At 69.2% G+C, this 18839-nt stretch carries 18 protein-coding genes and 1 pseudogene; 9 read left to right on the top strand and 10 right to left on the bottom strand.

Going from position 1 to position 18839, the window contains the following annotated elements; translation table 11 throughout:
* The 5 genes from IPN02_16360 (at position 1) to IPN02_16340 (ending at position 5311) form a co-directional block, all read left to right on the top strand.
* Positions 1-546, top strand: a complete 546-nt coding sequence (locus IPN02_16360) for a cupredoxin domain-containing protein (GenBank protein MBK9298377.1) — start codon at positions 1-3, stop codon at positions 544-546.
* Between the two features lie 234 nt (positions 547-780).
* On the top strand, positions 781-1500 hold the full coding sequence (locus IPN02_16355) for a hypothetical protein (GenBank protein MBK9298376.1): 720 nt from the start codon (positions 781-783) through the stop codon (positions 1498-1500).
* 52 nt (positions 1501-1552) lie between these two features.
* Complete coding sequence (locus IPN02_16350; protein MBK9298375.1) at positions 1553-1948, top strand: ACT domain-containing protein; 396 nt, start codon at positions 1553-1555, stop codon at positions 1946-1948.
* Positions 1949-1995: 47 nt separating this feature from the next.
* The gene (locus IPN02_16345) at positions 1996-2448 is read left to right on the top strand and encodes an SRPBCC family protein (protein ID MBK9298374.1); all 453 of its coding nucleotides are present in this window, start codon (positions 1996-1998) and stop codon (positions 2446-2448) included.
* A gap of 124 nt (positions 2449-2572) precedes the next feature.
* Positions 2573-5311: a hypothetical protein gene (locus IPN02_16340; protein MBK9298373.1), complete on the top strand. Its 2739-nt coding sequence runs from the start codon at positions 2573-2575 to the stop codon at positions 5309-5311.
* Between the two features lie 65 nt (positions 5312-5376).
* Here the strand turns inward: IPN02_16340 and IPN02_16335 are convergent.
* The 5 genes and pseudogenes from IPN02_16335 to IPN02_16315 form a co-directional block, all read right to left on the bottom strand.
* A pseudogene (locus tag IPN02_16335) lies at positions 5377-6606 on the bottom strand (acyl-CoA dehydrogenase family protein).
* Positions 6606-7169, bottom strand: a complete 564-nt coding sequence (locus tag IPN02_16330) for a phosphotransferase (protein MBK9298372.1) — start codon at positions 7167-7169, stop codon at positions 6606-6608. Before IPN02_16330 ends, IPN02_16335 begins: the two are co-directional and overlap by 1 nt.
* Positions 7147-7701: a hypothetical protein gene (locus tag IPN02_16325; GenBank protein MBK9298371.1), complete on the bottom strand. Its 555-nt coding sequence runs from the start codon at positions 7699-7701 to the stop codon at positions 7147-7149. Before IPN02_16325 ends, IPN02_16330 begins: the two co-directional genes overlap by 23 nt.
* Positions 7698-8036 carry a hypothetical protein gene (locus IPN02_16320; GenBank protein ID MBK9298370.1) on the bottom strand — a complete coding sequence of 113 codons (339 nt, stop codon included), beginning with the start codon at positions 8034-8036 and terminating at the stop codon, positions 7698-7700. The genes IPN02_16325 and IPN02_16320 overlap by 4 nt, the downstream gene beginning before the upstream one ends.
* Before the next feature lie 146 nt (positions 8037-8182).
* On the bottom strand, positions 8183-8338 hold the full coding sequence (locus IPN02_16315) for a hypothetical protein (protein MBK9298369.1): 156 nt from the start codon (positions 8336-8338) through the stop codon (positions 8183-8185).
* Between the two features lie 542 nt (positions 8339-8880).
* Here IPN02_16315 and IPN02_16310 point away from each other — a divergent pair.
* Entirely contained in the window at positions 8881-10722 is a 1842-nt protein-coding gene (locus IPN02_16310; protein MBK9298368.1) for a hypothetical protein, read from the top strand.
* A 107-nt stretch (positions 10723-10829) separates the two neighbouring features.
* Entirely contained in the window at positions 10830-12221 is a 1392-nt protein-coding gene (locus IPN02_16305; protein MBK9298367.1) for a class II fumarate hydratase, read from the top strand.
* Here IPN02_16305 and IPN02_16300 read toward each other — a convergent pair.
* The 5 genes from IPN02_16300 to ispH all read right to left on the bottom strand — a co-directional run bounded on the left by IPN02_16300 (position 12218) and on the right by ispH (position 15780).
* Entirely contained in the window at positions 12218-13204 is a 987-nt protein-coding gene (locus IPN02_16300) for an iron-containing redox enzyme family protein (GenBank protein MBK9298366.1), read from the bottom strand. The two genes, IPN02_16305 and IPN02_16300, sit on opposite strands and share 4 nt — an antisense overlap.
* A gap of 160 nt (positions 13205-13364) precedes the next feature.
* Positions 13365-13526 (bottom strand): CsbD family protein, encoded by a 162-nt coding sequence (locus IPN02_16295; protein MBK9298365.1) that lies wholly within the window; start codon positions 13524-13526, stop codon positions 13365-13367.
* A 111-nt stretch (positions 13527-13637) separates the two neighbouring features.
* Positions 13638-13964, bottom strand: a complete 327-nt coding sequence (locus IPN02_16290) for a hypothetical protein (GenBank protein MBK9298364.1) — start codon at positions 13962-13964, stop codon at positions 13638-13640.
* 116 nt (positions 13965-14080) lie between these two features.
* Entirely contained in the window at positions 14081-14488 is a 408-nt protein-coding gene (locus IPN02_16285; GenBank protein ID MBK9298363.1) for a hypothetical protein, read from the bottom strand.
* A gap of 212 nt (positions 14489-14700) precedes the next feature.
* Positions 14701-15780, bottom strand: coding sequence for a 4-hydroxy-3-methylbut-2-enyl diphosphate reductase (gene ispH / locus IPN02_16280; GenBank protein MBK9298362.1), 1080 nt, complete (start codon positions 15778-15780; stop codon positions 14701-14703).
* Positions 15781-15839: 59 nt separating this feature from the next.
* On the opposite strand from ispH, the gene IPN02_16275 reads away from it, so the two are divergent.
* Together IPN02_16275 and der are read left to right on the top strand one after the other, a co-directional pair.
* Positions 15840-17408: a DUF512 domain-containing protein gene (locus tag IPN02_16275; protein MBK9298361.1), complete on the top strand. Its 1569-nt coding sequence runs from the start codon at positions 15840-15842 to the stop codon at positions 17406-17408.
* A complete protein-coding gene (der, locus tag IPN02_16270) occupies positions 17405-18838 on the top strand; it encodes a ribosome biogenesis GTPase Der (GenBank protein ID MBK9298360.1) in 1434 nt (477 codons plus the stop codon). The genes IPN02_16275 and der overlap by 4 nt, the downstream gene beginning before the upstream one ends.
* Position 18839 lies beyond the last annotated feature (1 nt).

The following is an 18839-nucleotide window of genomic DNA, read 5'->3' as shown; positions in this document are numbered from 1 at the left end:
ATGCCCACACCCCCTGGAGTTGCCCATGTTGAAGTCCTCCGCGCCGCCGGGTCCCTTGCCGTCGCCCTGATCACCGCCAGCGCGCTGCTGTCCGCCTGCTCGGGCGGAGCGGCCGACACCACAGCGACGGTCACCGGCACCGACGACGCCTGCACGCTCGACAACGACATCATCGTGGCCGGCAAGGTGGGCTTCGAGTTCACCAACGACGGTGAGAAGGTCTCCGAGCTCTACGTCCTCAACGGCGACGGCGACGTCATGGGCGAGGTGGAGAACGTCACCACCGGTACGTCCCGCACACTCACCGTCGACCTGGTCGCCGGTGATTACCAGGTGAAATGCAAGCCGGGCATGACCGGCGATGGGATCACGTCGGACTTTACGGTGACCGGCGAGGGCGGCACCGCTCAAGCCGAACCCGATCGGACGGTCACGTTCGACGCTGTCGACTTCACCTACGAGGACCTCGATCTCACCGATATCACCGCCGGCACGACCATCCGATTTGAGATGACCAACACCGGCGAGCAGCCCCCACGAATTTGAGGTGCTCGACCCAGGCGGCGAGGCGATCGGCGAGGTTGGCGCCACCGACCCGGGGAGACCGGCGGGGCACCATGACGTTTGCCGCCCGGGCAAGTACACCCTACCAGTGCATCCTGATCGACCCGGCGACCGGCAAGAAGCACTCGATGCTGGGTATGGCCGGCACCTTCAGCGTGGCGCGGCCTCGCCGCCAGAGGGCGGGCACCGTCTTTTCCCCTCTGCCAAGATCGACCCATGATCTCGATCGACCCCAGATTCAACGGTCCGACCGATTGCGGACACGGCGGCGTGTCCGCCGGGCGATTTGCCGAGCTGGTCAACCCGCTGGCCGCCTCGGTGCGCTTCGCCGCCCCGATCCCGCTCGCCACCGAGCTGGTGCCCACTGCTGCCGGCGGCGGAACGGTTCGTATCTCCAACGGGGACCGGCCGATCGCCGCGGTCAGCCCGTTGAGCGAACCCCTCGATATCGCGCCATTCTCGCCGGCGGACGATGAGGCGATAGCGGCGGCCGAGGGACGCTCGACGTTCCGCGTCGGCCACGACCACCCCTACCCGCTGTGCTTTAGCTGCGGAAACGCCAGGAACACCACGACGGCCTTGGGTTTGTATGCCGGGCCGCTGGCAGCGAGCGCCGAGTTCGCTGTGCGTTGGACGCCCGATGAGGCCGACGAGGTACCGCCCTGGCTGGTCTGGGGCGCACTCGACTGCCCGACGGCCGCGCCCGCCTTTGCGGCGGTCGGCGAGGGCAGCGCGGCGCTGACCGGAACGCTGGCGGTCGAGATCCGCGATTGCATCCCCGGCGGCGTCGAGCATCAGATCCACAGCCGGCTCGTCGATGTCGACGGGCGCAAGCTGCGCACCGAGGGCGCCCTGGTCGCACCCGACGGGACCAACCTGGCCGTCGTCGCCGCAACCTGGGTGACGGTCCCCGCCGACATGGTGGTGACCGCCTGAGCCTCCATGTCGCCACCTTGGTACGCGAGGCCGGCCCGGTAGCGTCGACGCGATGAGCGGCGAGACCGATCTTGAGACCATGCTGGCCGGACTCACCGTCGAGCTGAGGCCCGGGCGGTACACCATGGTGTCGCTTGATGATCCGGTGCCTCTGGGCGCCGGGGTCGAGGCCCTCATCAGCGAGGGGGAGGGGATCACGTCGGTGACAACGGTCGAGCTTGCAACCGAGCGCGGCTGGTATCAGGCCTTCGAGGCGGCCTGGCTGACCCTCCAAGTGCACAGCTCAGTCGAAGCGGTGGGCCTGACCGTGGCGGTAGCGGCGACCCTCGCCGAGCGCAGCATCGCATGCAACGTGCTGGCCGGCTACTTCCACGACCACCTGCTCGTTCCCCGCTCGCGAGCCGAGGAGGCCGTGGCCGGTCTGGAGAGCCTCAGCGCCTCGACCTGACCCGGGGGACGTTTGCCGAAGGCCCTCAACCGGGTACCACCCCGCCCATGGCCCGCTACGTCGTCCACGTCCGCACCCCGATGCCGCCGGCGGAGGCGTTCGCCTACATGGCGGACCTCAACAACTTCGCCCGCTGGGATCCCGGTGTTGACGGCGTTGAGCAGGTGGAGGGAGCGGGCCCCGGGGCGAAGTCCGTCTTCGACGTGTCGGTCAAGGCGGTGGTGGGCACGATGACCCTCCGCTACGAGACCACCAGGTACGAGCCGACCACACTGGTCGTCGCCCGGGCCGAAAGCTCGACGTTGACCTCGCTCGACACGATCACGGTGCACCCCGACGGGACCGGCGCGGTCGTGACGTACGAAGCCGAACTCACGCTCAACGGGGTGCTGCGCTTCGCAGACCCACTGCTCGGGTTGGCCTTCGGGCGGATCGGCGGCCGGGCGGCCGACGGGCTGATCGACGCCCTCGACGGCGAGCGGGTGGAGACACCGACGTAGGCCAACCGAATGACGAAGCGGGGCCAGTCCAGCTCCCACCCATTCGGCCTCGAACCACGGCGGTTTCAGCGCCGTCGGTCGACAAGACTGCGCCAATGACGCATCTGGCCATCCACTCACCGACATGAGCTCCGATACCAGTGGCATCGCGCCTCGACCGAACGCCGGGGAGTTGGCGAGCCTGGTGGCGGAGTTCTGCGTCGAACAGCTCGATGCCGCCAACCGCTCCCACCTCGCGAGCTGGCGCCTGCCGGGCACGTTCGCCGGCCACCAGGTGGGCGCCGATGTACGGGCCGACCTGTGCTTCACGCTGCACCACCTGGCGCGGGCGGGCGTCACCGAGGTGGCCGACTCGCCGATCCACACGATCATCTCCGGCCTGCTCGCCGACATCGACGGCGCCGGGACACACACATTCTTCTCATACCGTATCGCCGAGATGCTGCTTGCGCACGGGCCATTTGCGGGCAATCCGCTGCTGGCCAACCTCGGTGACGATCAGGTGCACCAGGTGGCGCTGGCGGTCGACAGCTCCGACTGGCTGGAGCTGCTTGATGCCGGGGTGTTGCCGCGCAACTACGCCGGCGTGCTCGCCCGGTGCGAGCTGGGCCGGGTGCGCCTCGGCCTGGTCGACGACACAACCCGCCTCGACGGGCTCATCGAGCGTGTGCGAGGGGTGCTTGGCACCAACCCGCTGGGGGCGCTGGACGACTCCAACGATGCCAGCGGTCGCTACGACATCTATACAGCGGACGTCTGGCTGTTCACCGAACCGTTGGCCGACCGGATCGGTGAGGTGTGGACGCGAGGGATAGCGAGCGCCCTCGACCTGGTGATGGCCGTCGGCGGACCGGACGGCTCGTCGGTACCCTGGGGTCGGTCAACCGGCGACCTGTCCGACGCGCTCACCCTCGAGCTGGCGGCGTTCGCGCTGACCGACCGATCGCACGCAGCAGCCGGTGTATGGCTGCGCCGAGCCCACGATGCGATGCTCACCTTGAAACACGGCTTCGACCGCAACGGGCTGACCCGGGCCCACAGCGGGCGCGCCCAGGACGCCTACCGCGGTCCGGCGCGCCGCCTGCAGCTCACCTACGACCTGCTGGGCAAGCTGGCCTGGTCGGCAGCGGCGCTGCGCCGTGTCGATCCCGATCTGGCACAAGCACCCACTTCGGAGGCCTACCCGGCAATCGATCGGATCATTCCATTCGAGGAGCACCGTCCGGCGGGGGTGTGGGCCCACCGCTCGCCCGGCGCCAGCTTTGTCGTCCCGTTTGTCGGCGCCACGCGCAGCCACTACCTGCCCGCCCTGCATCGGCCCGGGCGGTGGGAGGTGCCCATCGACAGCGACCTGCCCACCTGGACGCCGCTCGTCATCGACCGGTTGAAGCGCTTCACCGCCGGCGGGCTGCCGGCCTCGGTGGAGCACCGCGCCGGGGGAGTGACGGCTCGTTGGAACGAATTTGTCGAGTCGGGCAAGGGCGTCGAAGGCGAGGAGCTGGCACCGCCCCTCGCCGGGTCCCGAACGATGGATCTGTCGATCGACGGACGCACGATCGTGCTGCACGACCAACTGAACTTCGAGGGACCACCGGTGGCGCTTGGGATGGCGATCCCGGAGGTGGACGGTGCGCCGCTGCGCGTCGAGTGGACGGTTGACGACGGCGAGGGGCAGGCAACCGTCGTGCCGGTCGACGGGGTGGCCGAGTGGGCCAGCCCGTGGTCTCAGCTCTCCCGGGTGCATCAGCTCGATGTCGATCCGGCGCTCACCGTCGCCTACACCGCCCGGGTCACCCCACTCATCCGGGTTGGGTCGACCGCACCTGGAGCCCACTACCACCGCGGCATGTATCCCCACGTGGCCGACCGGCTGGTGGAACGGGGGGTGCCGTTCGGCTGGGACGGCGTCGACGACCCCGGGTTTCGCAGCGTCGACCTGGTGCACCTGCACTGGCCCGAGTGGGTCGCCTTCGACGACCTGGAGGCCCATCGGGCGATCATCGCTGCGCTGGACGACGCCGATGTGCCGGTGGTGTGGACCGCCCACAACCTGACGCCGCACGAGAAGAAGCCCGAGATCTACGACGCCGTCTACGGGGCGTGGGCCGCCACGGCGGCCGGCGTCATCCACCACAGCGTCTGGGGTGAGGCCCGCCTGAGGGAGCGCTACGACTTCTCAGACCGCTGCCTGCACCGGGTGATCCCCCACGGGCACTTCGGCGCGGTCTGGGCCGCCACCGACCCGCCCGACCGCGCCGAGGCCGAGCGACGCCTCGGGCTGGCGCCGACCGATCTACGCATCGGCCTCGTCGGCGCGCCGCGTCAGGAGAAGCTGGTGCAGGAGGTACTCGACGGCGTCGCCGCCAGCCGACGGGACGACGTCGAGGTGGTGTGCTGGTCGCTACGCGGCGACGAGGTGCTCCCCGACGACCGGCGCATCGCCATCGCCGAGCCCTACCGCAACGTCGATGCCGGCCTGTACGCCACCCGCCTGGCCGCCTGCGATGTGCTGGCACTGGTGTTCGACGAGCAGGGAGATGCTCACCACCGGCGCAGTCGGCGACTCGCTGGGCTTTGGGTTGCCCACGCTGCGCTCCGAGTGGGGCTACCTGTGGCGCCGCGAATCTGGGTGGCGCCAGGTATCGTCGGTGGGCCAGGCGCCGAGTCGATCGCGCCGCACCCGACGCCTCGACGGCGTCGCAGACGCCGACCCGGCCGGTCAGTCGGCGGCGCTGCAACGACGCGACGAGCTCGACTGGTCGGTGCTGGCCGGGCCCACCGCCGACCTGTTCGACGAGGTACTGCTGGCCCGTTGACTGCGTTTGCAGCGCAACGACGCACTCCATCGAGCGGCAACGGCTGATCGACCCCCCCCCCCCCCCCCCCCCCGCCCCCCCGGCCTGGCCAGCCAGCGGTCGCCGGCTTGGCCCGCTTGCCGAACATCACCCCGGCCACCCGCCGGATCTGGATCTCCTCGGATCCCTCGGTGATCCGGTAGCGGCGGTGGTGCCGGTAGATGTGTTCGAAGGGCATGTGCCGCGTGTAGCCCATGCCCCCACAGGTCTGCATCGCCTGGTCGGCGGCGTTGCACACCAGCCGGTTGGCCCGGTAGTTGCACATCGACACCGCGTCGGTGACGTCCATCGCCCCGTGGCGGTCCATGCGCCAGGCGGTCTGGCGGATCAGCGCCCGCAGCATGGCCGCCTCGGTCTGCAGCTCGGCGAGCGGAAACTGGATCGCCTGGTTCTTCCACAGCGGGCGGCCGAACGGAGCCCTGGCCGAGGCGTACTTCGCCGCCTCGTCGATGCAGTACTGGGCCGCGCCCAGGCTGGAGGCGGCCTGCCGGATGCGGTTCTCGTGCACGAAAATGTTGGCCAGTTCCAACCCCCGACCGACATCGCCGAACACGGCATCGTCGCCGACCCGCACGTCGGTGAAGTGCACATCGGGATGATCGGTGGGCATGTTGAACGTCCACCAGTAGGTGCCGATCTCGACGCCGGGGGTCTCGGTGGGCACGAGGAAGCAGGTGATGCCGTCGGCGTCGCCGGCCTCGCCGCCGGTGCGGGCAAAAACCATGTCGTGGGTGGCCCGGTGCATGCCGGTGTTGAAGCGCTTGGTGCCGCTGATCACCCACTCATCGCCGTCGCGCACCGCCGTGGTGTCGAGAAAGGTGGCGTCGCTGCCGTGCTCCGGCTCGGTCAGCCCGAAGGCCACCAGGTGGGTGCCGTCAAATGCGCCGTCGATGAACTCGGCCCGCTGGGCATCGGTTCCCTTGGCCAGCATCATCAGGACGAACGGGAAGTTGCCGACGACCGAAGTCTCGTTCTGCAGGTCGTTGTGCAGGCCCAGGCCTCTGGTGGCCAGGTGCTCGCGGATGACGGCCATGTCCAGGTTGGATCCGCCCCGGCCGCCGACCGCCTCTGGAAGGCCGTAACGCAGGTGTCCTGCCGCATCGGCCCGGCGCATCATCTCCCCGAGCAGCGCCTCCCACTCCGGTCGGGGCAGCCCGCCGTTGTCCCAGTCGGTGCGGGCGTGCTCGCGCCGGTGGTCGAAGTACTCGATGTTCTCGGCCTCCAGCGGGGCGATCTCTGCCTCGATGAAGCGGTCAAGTTCGCCCAGGTAGTCGGTGAGTTCGGTGGGCAGATCGAAGTCCATCAGATGCCTTCCGGGCCGGTCTCGGTCTCGATGAGGTTCAGCAGGTCGTACTCCAGCTCGGGCACTCGACGACCGCTGGCGGCCAGCACGATCGAGTCGGTCAGCCCCGCCGTGAAGGCGGCCGCCTGCGCCGCCAGTCCGCACGCCCACCAGGCGGTGCGTGCGGCCATCCACCAGCGGAAGGCGTCCTCCCGCCAGGTTCCGTTACCGGCCTCGTAGGCCCAGCGGAGCGCGTCGAGCGGACCAAACCCGCCCACCGGCAGTTCGTCGTTGCCGAAGCGCCAGGTGCGCAGGCACAGGTAGGCAAGGTCTTCCATCGGGTCGCCGACATGGGCCAATTCCCAGTCCACCACTGCGCTGAGTCGGCCATCGTCGACCAGCAGGTTGCCCGTGCGGAAGTCGGCGTGGACGATCGTTTGACGCTGTGGTCTCGACGGTGGGTTGCGGCGCAGCCACTCGACGCCCAGGCGGATCGTCGGGTGGGGGAGCGGCAGGTCGTCGAGCGTCGCTGCCAGCCCGTCGCAGTAGTCACCGAAGAGATCACCAGCATCGAGGCGATCCAGACCAGCCGGGGCGGCAGCGGCGTCCGACGGCGTGCAGGTGGGCCAACGCCGTGCCGCACTCGCCGGCCAGCTCGGCCCCGGTGCCCAACTCGGAGACCGAGCGCAGCACCTGGCGGGGGATCGACAGGCCGGGCTCCCGGCTGACCACCTGCGCCGGTTGGCCCGTACCCGCTAGGGCATCGGTCGCCGCCAGCACGAGCGGGGCTGGAACGCCCGATGTTCGGGCCAGTTCGATCACTGCGCTCTCGACGGTGGCGGGCACGGCGGCGATGATGCCGCTGCTCAGCTGGGCCACCGCCGGGATGATCTCGTCCTCCGACTCGATATCGATCAGTAGGGTCGATCGCTGGGCGCCCACGGATGCGGCGCCCGTGATGGCCACCACCGGATCGTGCCAGCCATGCGCGGTCAGCAGGTCGGCCAGGGCCCGCTCCGTTGCGCGCTGCAAGCCGGCGTCATCGCCAGCGCCAGCGCCAGCGGCAGCGGGGTCGGTCGGTTCGCCGGAGCGGCCGGAGCCGGGAGGCGCGCTCACGACCGGTCGTCCAGGTACGAGGGCTTGGAGATCGCCAGCCGACGCTCGACGTCCCGGCGCACGATCGGCAACGCCGCCATGGCGAACCCGGCGTCGCCGTCACGCAGTCGGTCATCGAGCGCAACGAGCAACCCGCCGGTGTCGACGCCCTCCAAGCGCTCGGTGTCTTCTGGGCCGTCGGCACCGAGCAGTACCCGCAGGTCGACCGCGACATCGTCGCCGGGGTCGACGACCTCCCGGGCCAGGATCCGGCACAGGTTGGCCACTACCCGGGCTGCATGCGCTGCACCGCCGGACGTGGCGGGTACCACCTGGTCGGCCAGGGCGGCCGCCATCGCCAACAGGAGCGCCTCGGCGCTCGGTTCGTCCCCATGAGCGGGAACCTAGCGGTTTGACCAACGCAACGAAGGCCGGGCGGCAAGGGCCGGGCGACCCGAGGTCGCCCGGCCCTTGCGGTAAGTGCGTGGACTGCGCGCGGCGCCTAGTACCAGTGGTTGCGACCGCCGATGGCGTTACCGGTGGCGCCCAGGATCCAGAAGATCACGCCGACGACGGCGAGGATCGCACCGATGGTGTACAGGATGCCGATCTTGGCGAGAATGCCAATGAGGATGAGGATTACACCGAGAATGATCATGATTGATGGCCTTCCCTCGGGCCGTTGCGGCGGTGACAACTTGTCCCGTCCGCTGCCTCTTCGTACCCGGCTCTCCATGAGCGAAACCTCAGGTTGGCCAAACTGCTCCGAACCGGGGAGTGCAAACGACCGCCAGGGGCGCGCTCCGGGCTCCCGAGTTGCGTGGCCTCTCCGAACCGGGGAGTGCAAACGACCGCCAGGGCGCGCTTCGGGCTCCCGAGTTGCGGACTGGAGTGGTTCCCCGAGGCGCTGGCCGAGCCCAGCCACCGCCCAGCCACCGCCCAGAGACAGTCACCATCGGTCGACCGGGCTCCCGGGTCGTGGGGCCGGAGAGTCATGCCTCGCCGGTGTAGCGAAACTGGGTATGGTCAGAGTCGGGCCGGGAGCTGCCGGCGCCCGAGAGGAGCCGTCGCCATGTCAGACAATCGTCGATCGACCGTCAACCGGGTGCTCGATGCCCACCTGGTGGCCAGCTGGGACGACTACGTCGCCACCGGGGAGGTGCCGGGCTGGCCGCCGCCGCCGAGCTCGACCCGGTCGAAGTGATCGCTGTGATCAAGGCCTCGGGGCTGCGCGGTCGCGGCGGCGCCGGGTTTCCCACCGGGGTGAAGTGGCAGACGGTCCTCGGCAACGAGTCCTTCACGGCGCCCACCTCGGTGGTCGTCAACGCCGCAGAGGGCGAGCCCGGCACGTTCAAGGACCGCACGCTGCTGCGCACCAACCCCTACCGGGTGCTCGAGGGTGCGCTGATCGCCGCCTACGCCGTATCGGCGCCCCGGGTGGTCGTCGCCATGAAGGGCTCCTTCGAGCGAGAGCTGGAACGGATGCGCACCGCCGTCGAGGAGCTGCGAGAGGCTCGCGTGGCCACCGACGTGACGATCTCGGTGGTCGAAGGACCCGACAGCTACCTGTTCGGCGAGGAGACCGGCCTGCTCGAGGTGATCGACGGCCGCGGTCCGTTTCCGCGGGTGGCGCCGCCCTATCGACGCGGGATCGAGCCCGAGGACCGCAACCGCGAACGAAACATGGCCTCCAACGTGCAGCTGGCCACCGAATCTGGAAGCGCCGAGTCGCCCGCCCTGGCCAACAACGTCGAAACGCTGGCCCACGTCAGCCAGATCCTGGCCCACGGGGCCGATTGGTTCCGGGAGCTGGGGACCGAGCACTCGCCGGGAACGTTCATCGCCACCGTCTCGGGCGACACCACCCTCGCCGGCGTCGGTGAGTTTCCGATGGGCGTGACGCTCCAGCAGGTGATCGACGACCTGGGCGGCGCACCGAAGGAGCAGCACCGCTATGTGGCAGCGGTGTCGGGCACCGCCAACGCCATGATCCCAGCGGAGCGGTTCGACACGCCGGTCACCTACGAGCACATCCGCGACATCGGCTCGGGACTGGGGTCGGCAGGGTTCCTCGTGTTCGACGAGGAGACCGACCTGGTGGCCGTCGCAGCCGGCATCGCCCACTTCCTGGCGGTCGAGAGCTGCGGGCAGTGCGAGCCGTGTAAGAGCGACGGCGCCGCCATCAGTACCCACCTGGACATGATCCTCTCCAACGACGGCTCGCCCCGAACGCTCGCCGCGCTGTCGAGCCTGTCGAGCACGGTGTCCAACGGGGCCCGCTGCGGCCTGGGCCGCCAGCAGGAGGACGTCACCACCGGAGCACTCAAGTTGCTGCGCACCGAATTTCGCGAGCACGTCCAGGGCCGCCGGCCACCGGTCGAGCGGGTAACGATCGCCCCGATCGCCGACCTGGCGGGCGACGAAGCGATCCTCGACGACCGCTACGCCGATAAGAACCTGGACTGGACCCACGGGGGAGTCGACTCCGGAGAGACACCGGTCGACCGGCTGCGGGGCGCCAGCCCAGAGGTCAGCGAGGTCAGCCAGGAGCGTCCGAAGCCCGTTGACGAGGCAGCTTCCGTCGGTAAGGGTTACGCCTTCGAGCTGTTGGACATCGCCCACGAGGCGATGCGATCGGCCCTCTACAACGCTCAGCACAGCGAGGGTGAGGAGCGCCTGGCCCATCTCGACGAGCTCGAGCGCATCCTGGCGATCTACCTGGACGTCGGCCAGCGCATCCTGTTCCCCATGCTGCGACGGGTGGCGGCCGTGCCCGGCGACGATGCCGCCTGGACCGCCGCCTACGACGCCGATGCGGCCGAACAGTGCCTGACCCTGGTGCGCGAGGCGCGCGGCGTTGGCAACCTCGACGACATCACGGCCGACATCGAGGTGCTGATCGCCGAGGAGGAGATGGTGGTGGAGCCGCTGCTGAGCCGCCACCTGAGCGACGCCGACATCGTCGAACTGGGCAATGCGATGCAGGCGACGATCGACCTCGACATCGAGCGAAACGTCGGCGCCCCCAAAGCAAAGGGGTAGCGGAATAGAGCGGCCGGGCGAGCGGCGGTAGCGTCGCCGTCGGGTCCCCACCTGTGGACCCGTCGCCGGTGAAGCGGCGTCCAGATCGAGATGACCGAGGAGCCAGCGTGGACTACCGCACCGAAACCGATTCGATGGGCGACGTCAAGGTGCCCGCCGACGCCTACTACGGGGCGTCCACCCAGCGGGCGGTCGACAACTTTCCCATCTCGGATCTGCGGTTCAACCGTCGCTTCATCTGGGCCCTCGGGCTGATCAAGGGTTCGGTCGCCACCGTCGCAGCCGAGCGGGGGGACAAGGACGCCGAGGCATCCGACGCCACCCGCCGCGCAGCCGATGAGGTGATGGAGGGGGCGCTCGACGCCCAGTTCGTGCTCGACATCTTTCAGACCGGTTCGGGCACCTCGACCAACACCAACGCCAACGAGGTGATTGCCGCCCGGGCCTCCGAACTGCTCGACGGCAAGTTCGGCACCCACCGCGTGCACCCCAACGACGACGTCAACTACGCCCAGAGCTCCAACGACGTCATCCCAACCGCGATCCACCTGGCCACCGTCGCCGCCATTCGCGAGGAACTGCTGCCGGCCCTCGACGTGCTGGCGAGTGACCTGGAGGCCAAGGCCGCCGAGTTCACCGACGTGGTCAAGTCGGGCCGCACCCACCTGATGGACGCCACACCGGTGACCCTCGGCCAGGAGTTCGGCGGGTTCGCCAGCCAGATCCGTCACGGTCAGGCCCGCCTGGAACGGGTGCTGCCCGAGTTGGAGGAGTTGGCCCTGGGCGGGACAGCCACCGGCACCGGCATCAACGCCCCCGACGGCTTTGCTGCACGGGTGATCGAGGTGATGGCCGAGCGCACCGGCATGGCGTTCCGCGAGGCCGACGACCATTTCGAGGCCCAGGGTGCCAAGGACGCAGCGGTGGCCGCCGCCGGCGTGCTCAACACGATCGCCGTGTCCTACCTGAAGATCGCCAACGACGTTCGGTTCCTCGGGTCGGGTCCCACCTCCGGCATCGGCGAGTTGAAGATCCCGTCGCTGCAGCCCGGCTCGTCGATCATGCCGGGCAAGGTCAACCCGGTGATGTCCGAGATGATGATGCAGGTGGCCGCCAAAGTGGTCGGCAACGCGTCGACGGTCAGCTGGTCGGGCGCGCTGGGCAACTTCGAGCTCAACGTGATGATGCCGGTGCTCGCCCACGCCCTGCTCGAATCGGTCGACCTGCTGGCCAACGCCGCCACCACGTTCGCCGAGCGGTGCGTACGAGGCTGCGAGGCGAACGTCGAGCGGGCCCGCGAGCTGGTCGAGCGCAACGCGATCGTCGTCACCGCCCTCAACCCCTACATCGGCTACGACAACGGTTCGCGCATCGCCAAGCAGGCGGTGGCCACCGGCGCCTCGGTGCGAGAGTTGGTGCTGGCCGAAGGGCTGATGGCCGAGGACGAACTCGATGCTCACCTCGACATCAAGAAGATGACCGAGGGCGGCGTGGTCTAGCCGACGGCCGACACCGCCGGTCGGCTCGATGCAGACCATCTCGCCGTCAGGTCGGCGGCGAGATGGCTGTCGATCAGCGACTGCGCCCGCATCCCGAGCAGCAGGTTGTCGACCTGGACGGGCTCTTGTTGGGGGTAGTCGATCAGAAACGCACGCTCGGCCTGCACCTCGTGCTCGGCGTCGGCCATCACGTGAACCTGAAAGAACCAACGAACCCGGTCGGAGCATCCCAGGCGGTCGACGCACTCGACCATTCGCCCGTTCGGCACGACCGAGTCCATCTCGAACAGGGACAGCTGCCCCAGCACCACGCCCCGCAGCCGCCGACGCAGTGCCCCGAGGGAGACGAGGTTGGAGGTGGCGAGCGAGGGGCCGGTGCACAGATCGATGTGGGCGTTCGGCGTGGGGTCGATGCCCAAATCGACGAGGGCGTCGGCAAACAACTCTGCGTGGGAGCGGGCATGGCCCACGCCGTACTCGCCGGCCTGGATGTCGCACAACGCCCGTTTGACCGATCCGCTCAGCCGGGGGATGACGAACGTGTGCGGATCCGCCTCCTTACCGTGGTAGGGCGTGCGCAGGATCATCGACTCGACGAGCTGGTCGAGCGTGCCCTCCTCAGCGAGATACAGGGAGGTTGACGGACCATCGAGGGTGAGCAGGCGCCTGACCTCCGCAGCCGGGTCGGCGAGTTCGGAGCCCAGGGCCGCCCACAACGAATGCTCGAACCACTCCGCCAGCGCCGTCCGCCACCGAACCACCGTCGAGTCCCATTCCCACGCATCGTCCACGCCCGCCCAACCGGTGTAGTGGAGCTCGTTGAGAACGTACAGGGCGAGGTGGGCGTCGTGATCGAACGGGCCGGGATTCATTTCCCACAGCTCGTCCAGCGTGGGAGCCGGGCCGCCGCCCACGCTGTTCGCAAGCAACGAGCACACGCCGTCGGACAGGGTGCCGACCGCACTTGGCAGGGGAGAAGTCATGGCGACTAGATACCGCCGTCGGGGGAGATGTAAACGCTTCCCTGGCATGAGATCGGCAACAACCCCACGTCGTCGCTTTCCTCCAATGGCCGACAACGCGAACGGGCCACCCGCCCTAGCAGGTGGCCCGTTGGCGTTCTCGCACAGGTGCGAGGCCGATCTAGTCGTTGCCGGTGAGCTTGTCCTTCACCGTGTCGACGGCGTCCTTGATCTTGCCGCCGGCCTTGTCGGCCTTGCCTTCGTGCTTCAGGTCGTCGTTGCCGGTGAGGTCACCGGCCGCTTCCTTGATCTTGCCCTTGGTCTCGTCGGTGCTCCCTGACATGCGGGTTCCTCTCGGTTAGCGACGCGTTGGTTTGCGTCGTCGTCGACCTGTCTGTACCCACGCTGCGGCAGGTTCATGCATCGACTTTGCGAGAGGCGCTATTTTTGGCTTTTAGAAGCGCCGGTCGTTCGTCTTTTTCTTGGGCGGGGCCTTGAACGGCGCCTCGATCATCATCTCGAAGCGGCCGTCGTCGGGCTGGTTGGGCCCGTTGAGGTTCTGGAGGAACATTTTCAGCGACTTGCGTGCGGGCGGCACGTGGTCGCCTTTGAGGGAGGCCGAGCGGCTCAGCGCATCCTTGGCCTTCTCGACGCGCTCCTTGCGCTTGGCCTTCTCCTCGTCGGAGAATGTCCGCTGCACCTTGTTTGCCTTGGCCTCGGCGGCCGCTGCGCGGCGGGCCTCGGTTTCCTGCAACGGTGTGAGCTTCTTGCGGGGCGCCATGGGTGCGAGTCCTTCTGCGTTGGGGGAGCAACAAACTTAGCCGGGGAGCGCGGTCGCTCCAGTTCTCGGCGAGCACGGTCCGGGCTGGCTTCGGCTGCGGCCCTCCGGAGCAGACCTCAGCTGATGAGGCCGACGCCGATCAGCAGCGCCCCGGTGGCGCTGAGGGTGGCCAGCGCCCGGGACGCGGGCACGAGTGCCGCCGGAGCGTGGGGGGACTGGGCCACGAAGGCACCCAACCCGGACGCCACCGCCAGCAGGATCTTGAGGCTGAGGGCGATTTGATAGTTGATGCCGAGCGCGCTCATCGAAGGCAACGCCAGGATGTTCCAGATCCCGGTGGCGACCAGTAGGCCGTAGGCGGGCCAGGAGATCTTGGCGAAGGCAGACATCACCTTGGCCGGAGCCGCCGCGTCGATCGAGCGCAGCGTCGGGACGAGCCCGGCGATCACGACCATGCCCCCCAGCCACACGGTGGCCGAACCGACATGGAGGAACAGGCGCAGAACGTCGACGGCAGGGCGCACGGGGGCTCCAGGATGCATGGGACGGCGTGGCCGGGGCGAACACCTCGGTGCGCGATGTCCCGAAGGCGTGATCCACCCGAAAAGACAGGTGGCCCCCGGGATGGGTGGGCATCCCGGCGGGCCGAGAGTCAGTATGGCAGATCGGTCCGGGTGGTGACCATGCAGGTGACCAACGTCTCAGCCTGATTGGTCGCAGCTGCGTGGCCTCGGCCTCAGGTCAGCGCCTCGAGCACCGCCGAGGCCGGCAGGCGCCGGTCGGCGTCCACGTGGTCGCCGGGAATCCGGCCGAACCCCAACCCGGCGATCAACTCGATCGCGCTGCGCATCTCCCGCAGCGCGCGCGGTGGCGGGAAGTACTCGTCCTCCTCGGTGATGCGAATCTCCTCGACCCCGGACGAGGGGGAGAGGCGCTCGATCACCTCGGACACCAGGTCCTCGGGTGCGGATGCGCCGGCGGTCACGCCCACCACCCCGGCGAGGTCCGCCGGGAGTTCCTCGGCGGCGTTGACCCGATACACCCGTTCGCAGCCCGCCTCTCGGGCCAGCTTCTCGAGCGCCAGGGTGTTGGACGAGTTGGCCGAGCCGACGACGACGACCGCGTCGCAGCGCGGGGCCAGCTCCATCAGCGCCGACTGGCGGTTGGTCGTGGCGAAGCACAGGTCCGAGCGGCCGGGCATCCACAGCTCGGGGAACCGGTCCCGGGTGGCCTCGGCCACGTCGGACCAGTCCCGGTGGCTCAAGGTGGTCTGGGCCAGCAGGGCCACCGGCGTCTCAAATGGAGGCAGCTCCGCCACCTCGTCGATCGACTCGACCCTGTGGATCGAGTCGGGTGCCACCGCCATGGTGCCGACCGCCTCCTCGTGGCCCTCGTGACCGACGTAGACGATCTGGAAGCCCTTACCCGATCGAACCTTGACCTCGTGGTGCACCTTGGTGACCAGCGGGCACACGGCGTCGACGACCAGGCCGCCGCCGGCTCCGGCAGCTCGCACCACCTCGGGCGCCGAACCATGGGCCGACAGCATGACCGGCGCGCCCTCGGGCACTTCGGACACGTCGTCGACGAAGACCACACCCTGCTCCTCGAAGCGCTGCACCACCCGGGCGTTGTGGACGATCTCGTGGTAGCAGTACACCGGAGGCTCGTAGGTTCGAACCAGCCACGCCAGTGCCTTGATCGCCATCTCGACCCCGGCACAGAAGCCTCGGGGCGACGCCAACAGCACCAGCTCGACGCCGTCACCCGTCCCCCGGTCGAGATTCGATTCCGCAGTGCTGTCCAAGTCGCTCACGCTCCTGTGTTCCGGGTCGCCAACGCCGATCAGGCTACCGGCCAGTACCCTGTCGATTTGTGTCAGCCCCGATCGTCGTCGCCGTTACGCCCGACAGCCCCGCCGATCTGGCCGGGCTGGTCGTTGGCGACGAGTTGGTGAGCGTCAACGGCCAGGCGATCCGCGACGTGATCCAGTGGCGGGTGCTCACCGACGAGCCCGAGGTACACCTCGAGGTGGCCAGGGGTGGGCTGGAGACCGAGGTGGAGCTGCACAAGGAGGCGGGAGCACCGCTGGGCATCGAGGTCGACGCCGCCGTGTTCGACCGGGTGCGCACCTGCGACAACCACTGCGAATTTTGTTTCATCCACCAGCTGCCGCCGGGTATGCGCCGCAGCCTGTCGCTGCGCGACGACGACTACCGCCTGTCGTTTCTGTACGGCAACTTCACCACGCTCACCCGCTTCACCGAGGCCGACCTGGAACGGGTGATCACCGAGGGGCTCAGCCCGCTCTACGTCTCGATCCACGCCACAGATCCCCACGCCCGCACCGAGATGCTGCGCAACCCGCGCGGTGCCACCAGCCTGAGGTGGCTGCGGGCCCTGCTCGACGCCGGGGTGGAGGTGCACGGCCAGATCGTGGTGTGCCCGGGGGTGAACGACGGCGATGTCCTGGAGGACACCCTCGCCGGCGTGCTCGAGGAGTACCCCCAGCTGGCCGATGTGGCGCTCGTGCCGCTGGGCGTCTCCCGATACAACAAGGAGCCCCGCATGCGGCCCCACACAACCGCCGAGGCCCGCGCCGTCGTGTCGACCGCCGAGCGCTGGGCCGAGCTGGCCGTCGAGGTCCTTGGACGGCGCATGATCCATGTGGCCGACGAGTACTACCTGCTCGCCGAGCTGCCATTTCCGGACCCAGAGGCCTACGAGGGCTTCGGCATGCACGAGGACGGCATCGGCATGGCCCGGGCCTTCGAGGCCGAGCTGTTCGGCAGCAGCGACGAGGCGATCGGTGTGCAGCCAGGCTTCTTCTCATGGGTCGACGGTGCTCCGGCGACCGGCTACCGGGCCCCCCGCTGGGAGGGCGGAGCCGCCGCAGGTGCCGCCGACGGCGGCCTCGGCTGCGGGTCGGCCTCGTTTGGCGCAGCCGCCCCTGATCAGGACTCGTCGAAGTCCACCACCGAGCCGGCACCGGCGACGCTTCCGAGCGCGGGAACCCCGGTGACGTTGGGGGCCACCCGGTCGACCCCGCCAACCGGGCCCCGCCCGATCGGCGTGCTGACCGGAGCGCTGGGCGCCCAGGTGCTCGAGCCGCTCCTCGGGCCGCTGGCCCTCGACGACGTCCGCCTCCTCGTCGTCGAAAACCGCTTCTTCGGCGGGAACGTCGGGGTGACCGGGCTGATGGTGGGGGAGGACCTCATCCGCACGCTCGAGGCCGAGCCGGAGGGCGATCGCTACCTGCTGCCCGACGTCTGTTTGTCCCAGGGTCGGTTTCTCGACGGGTTGACCCCGGACGACCTGCCCAGGCGGGTCGAGGTGGTGGCCACCGACGGGGTGGCGCTGCGCCAGGCGCTGGGCCTGGACGATCGAGCCAGCACAGACAATCGCAGCATGAACGAACGTGAACTGATCGGAAGCCGCAAGTGAGCACATCTGCAACCCCCAACACCACCGCAGGGGACGGGGCACCGCCAGACGCCTCGCTCGCTCGTGTGGCGATCGTCGGCCGTCCCAACGTGGGCAAGTCGACGCTGCTCAACCGCATCATCGGCCGACGCGAGGCGATCGTCGAGGAGCGCCCCGGCGTCACCCGCGACCGTCACGAGACCGAGGCCTCCTGGGCCGGACGGCGCTTCGTGCTGATCGACACCGGCGGGTGGTCCCAGCGCGGCGACGACCTCGATGCCAAGGTGTCGGCCCAGAGCGAGGCGGCGCTCGACGAGGCCGACGTGATCCTGTTGATCGTCGACGCCACCGTGGGCTCCACCGACGACGACGACCAGGTGGCCGGGCTGATCCGTCGGCGGTCCACCCCGGTGCTCGTCGTGGCCAACAAGGTCGACGACACCGGCCGCGAGCCGCTGATCTGGGACTTCCTCGGGCTCGGGCTGGGCGATCCCTTCCCCATCTCCGCTCTCCACGGTCGCGGCACCGGCGACCTGCTGGACGCAATCGTCGACCTGCTCCCCGAGGGCGTCGGTATCGAGCCGGGACCGGTCGAGGAACGCGCACCGTGGGAACCCTTCGTCGACTCCCAGGCCATCCCCGAGGACGACCCCGACGAACCACTTCTCGACCACACGACCGGAAAAGAGGTGTCCGTCGCGCTGGTCGGTCGCCCCAACGTCGGCAAGTCCACCCTGTTCAACCGGCTGATCGGCTCGGAGCGCGCGGTGGTGCACGATATGCCCGGCACGACCAGGGACTCGGTCGACACCGTCGTCGACACCGATCTGGGTGCCCTGCGCTTCATCGACACCGCCGGGATGCGGCGGCGGGCCCGGGTGGATACCGGCACGGAATACTTCTCGATGGTGCGTGCCCTCCGCTCGGTCGACACCGCCAACATCGCGCTGCTGGTCATCGACGCAACCGAGGGCGTCACCCACCAGGACCAGCGGCTGGCCGAGCGCATCGACGCAGCCGGCTGTCCGATCGCGGTGATCCTCAACAAGTGGGAGCTGCTCAGCACCGAGGCCCGCCACGACGTCACCTGGCAGGTCGGCCAGAAGCTTCACTTCATCGGCGAATCGCCCGTGCTGCGCATCTCGGCGCTCACCGGCAAGGGCGTCCAGCGCATCCTGCCCGCGCTCGAATCGGCGATCGACGCCTACCAGACCCGCATCCCCACCCGGCTGGTCAACGAGGCGATCCGCGCCGCCCAGCAGGCCCAGCCCGCCCCGCACGGGGCCCGGGTGCTCTACGCCACCCAGGGCGCCACCCAGCCGCCCACCTTCACGCTGTTCGCCAACCGGGACCTGCCCACCAGCTACGTCCGCTACCTGGAACGCAGCCTGCGGGAACGCTTCGGCCTGGAGGCCTCGCCGATCAAGCTGCGCGTGAAGCGCCGCGATTGAT

Source organism: Candidatus Microthrix subdominans, from assembly GCA_016719385.1.
Lineage (GTDB): Bacteria > Actinomycetota > Acidimicrobiia > Acidimicrobiales > Microtrichaceae > Microthrix > Microthrix subdominans.
Note: the sequence above shows the minus strand (reverse complement) of the source record. Positions and strands in the feature narration are given on the sequence as shown.

Bases quoted from the DNA above. Each gene is read 5' to 3' on its own strand.
- IPN02_16360 (MBK9298377.1), top strand. From the start codon at position 1: ATGCCCACACCCCCTGGAGTTGCCCATGTTGAAGTCCTCCGCGCCGCC.
- IPN02_16315 (MBK9298369.1), bottom strand. From the start codon at position 8,338: ATGATCATTCTCGGTGTAATCCTCATCCTCATTGGCATTCTCGCCAAG.
- IPN02_16290 (MBK9298364.1), bottom strand. From the start codon at position 13,964: ATGGCGCCCCGCAAGAAGCTCACACCGTTGCAGGAAACCGAGGCCCGC.
- IPN02_16355 (MBK9298376.1), top strand. From the start codon at position 781: ATGATCTCGATCGACCCCAGATTCAACGGTCCGACCGATTGCGGACAC.
- IPN02_16350 (MBK9298375.1), top strand. From the start codon at position 1,553: ATGAGCGGCGAGACCGATCTTGAGACCATGCTGGCCGGACTCACCGTC.
- IPN02_16340 (MBK9298373.1), top strand. From the start codon at position 2,573: ATGAGCTCCGATACCAGTGGCATCGCGCCTCGACCGAACGCCGGGGAG.
- IPN02_16320 (MBK9298370.1), bottom strand. From the start codon at position 8,036: ATGGCGGCCGCCCTGGCCGACCAGGTGGTACCCGCCACGTCCGGCGGT.
- IPN02_16295 (MBK9298365.1), bottom strand. From the start codon at position 13,526: ATGTCAGGGAGCACCGACGAGACCAAGGGCAAGATCAAGGAAGCGGCC.
- IPN02_16300 (MBK9298366.1), bottom strand. From the start codon at position 13,204: ATGACTTCTCCCCTGCCAAGTGCGGTCGGCACCCTGTCCGACGGCGTG.
- IPN02_16345 (MBK9298374.1), top strand. From the start codon at position 1,996: ATGGCCCGCTACGTCGTCCACGTCCGCACCCCGATGCCGCCGGCGGAG.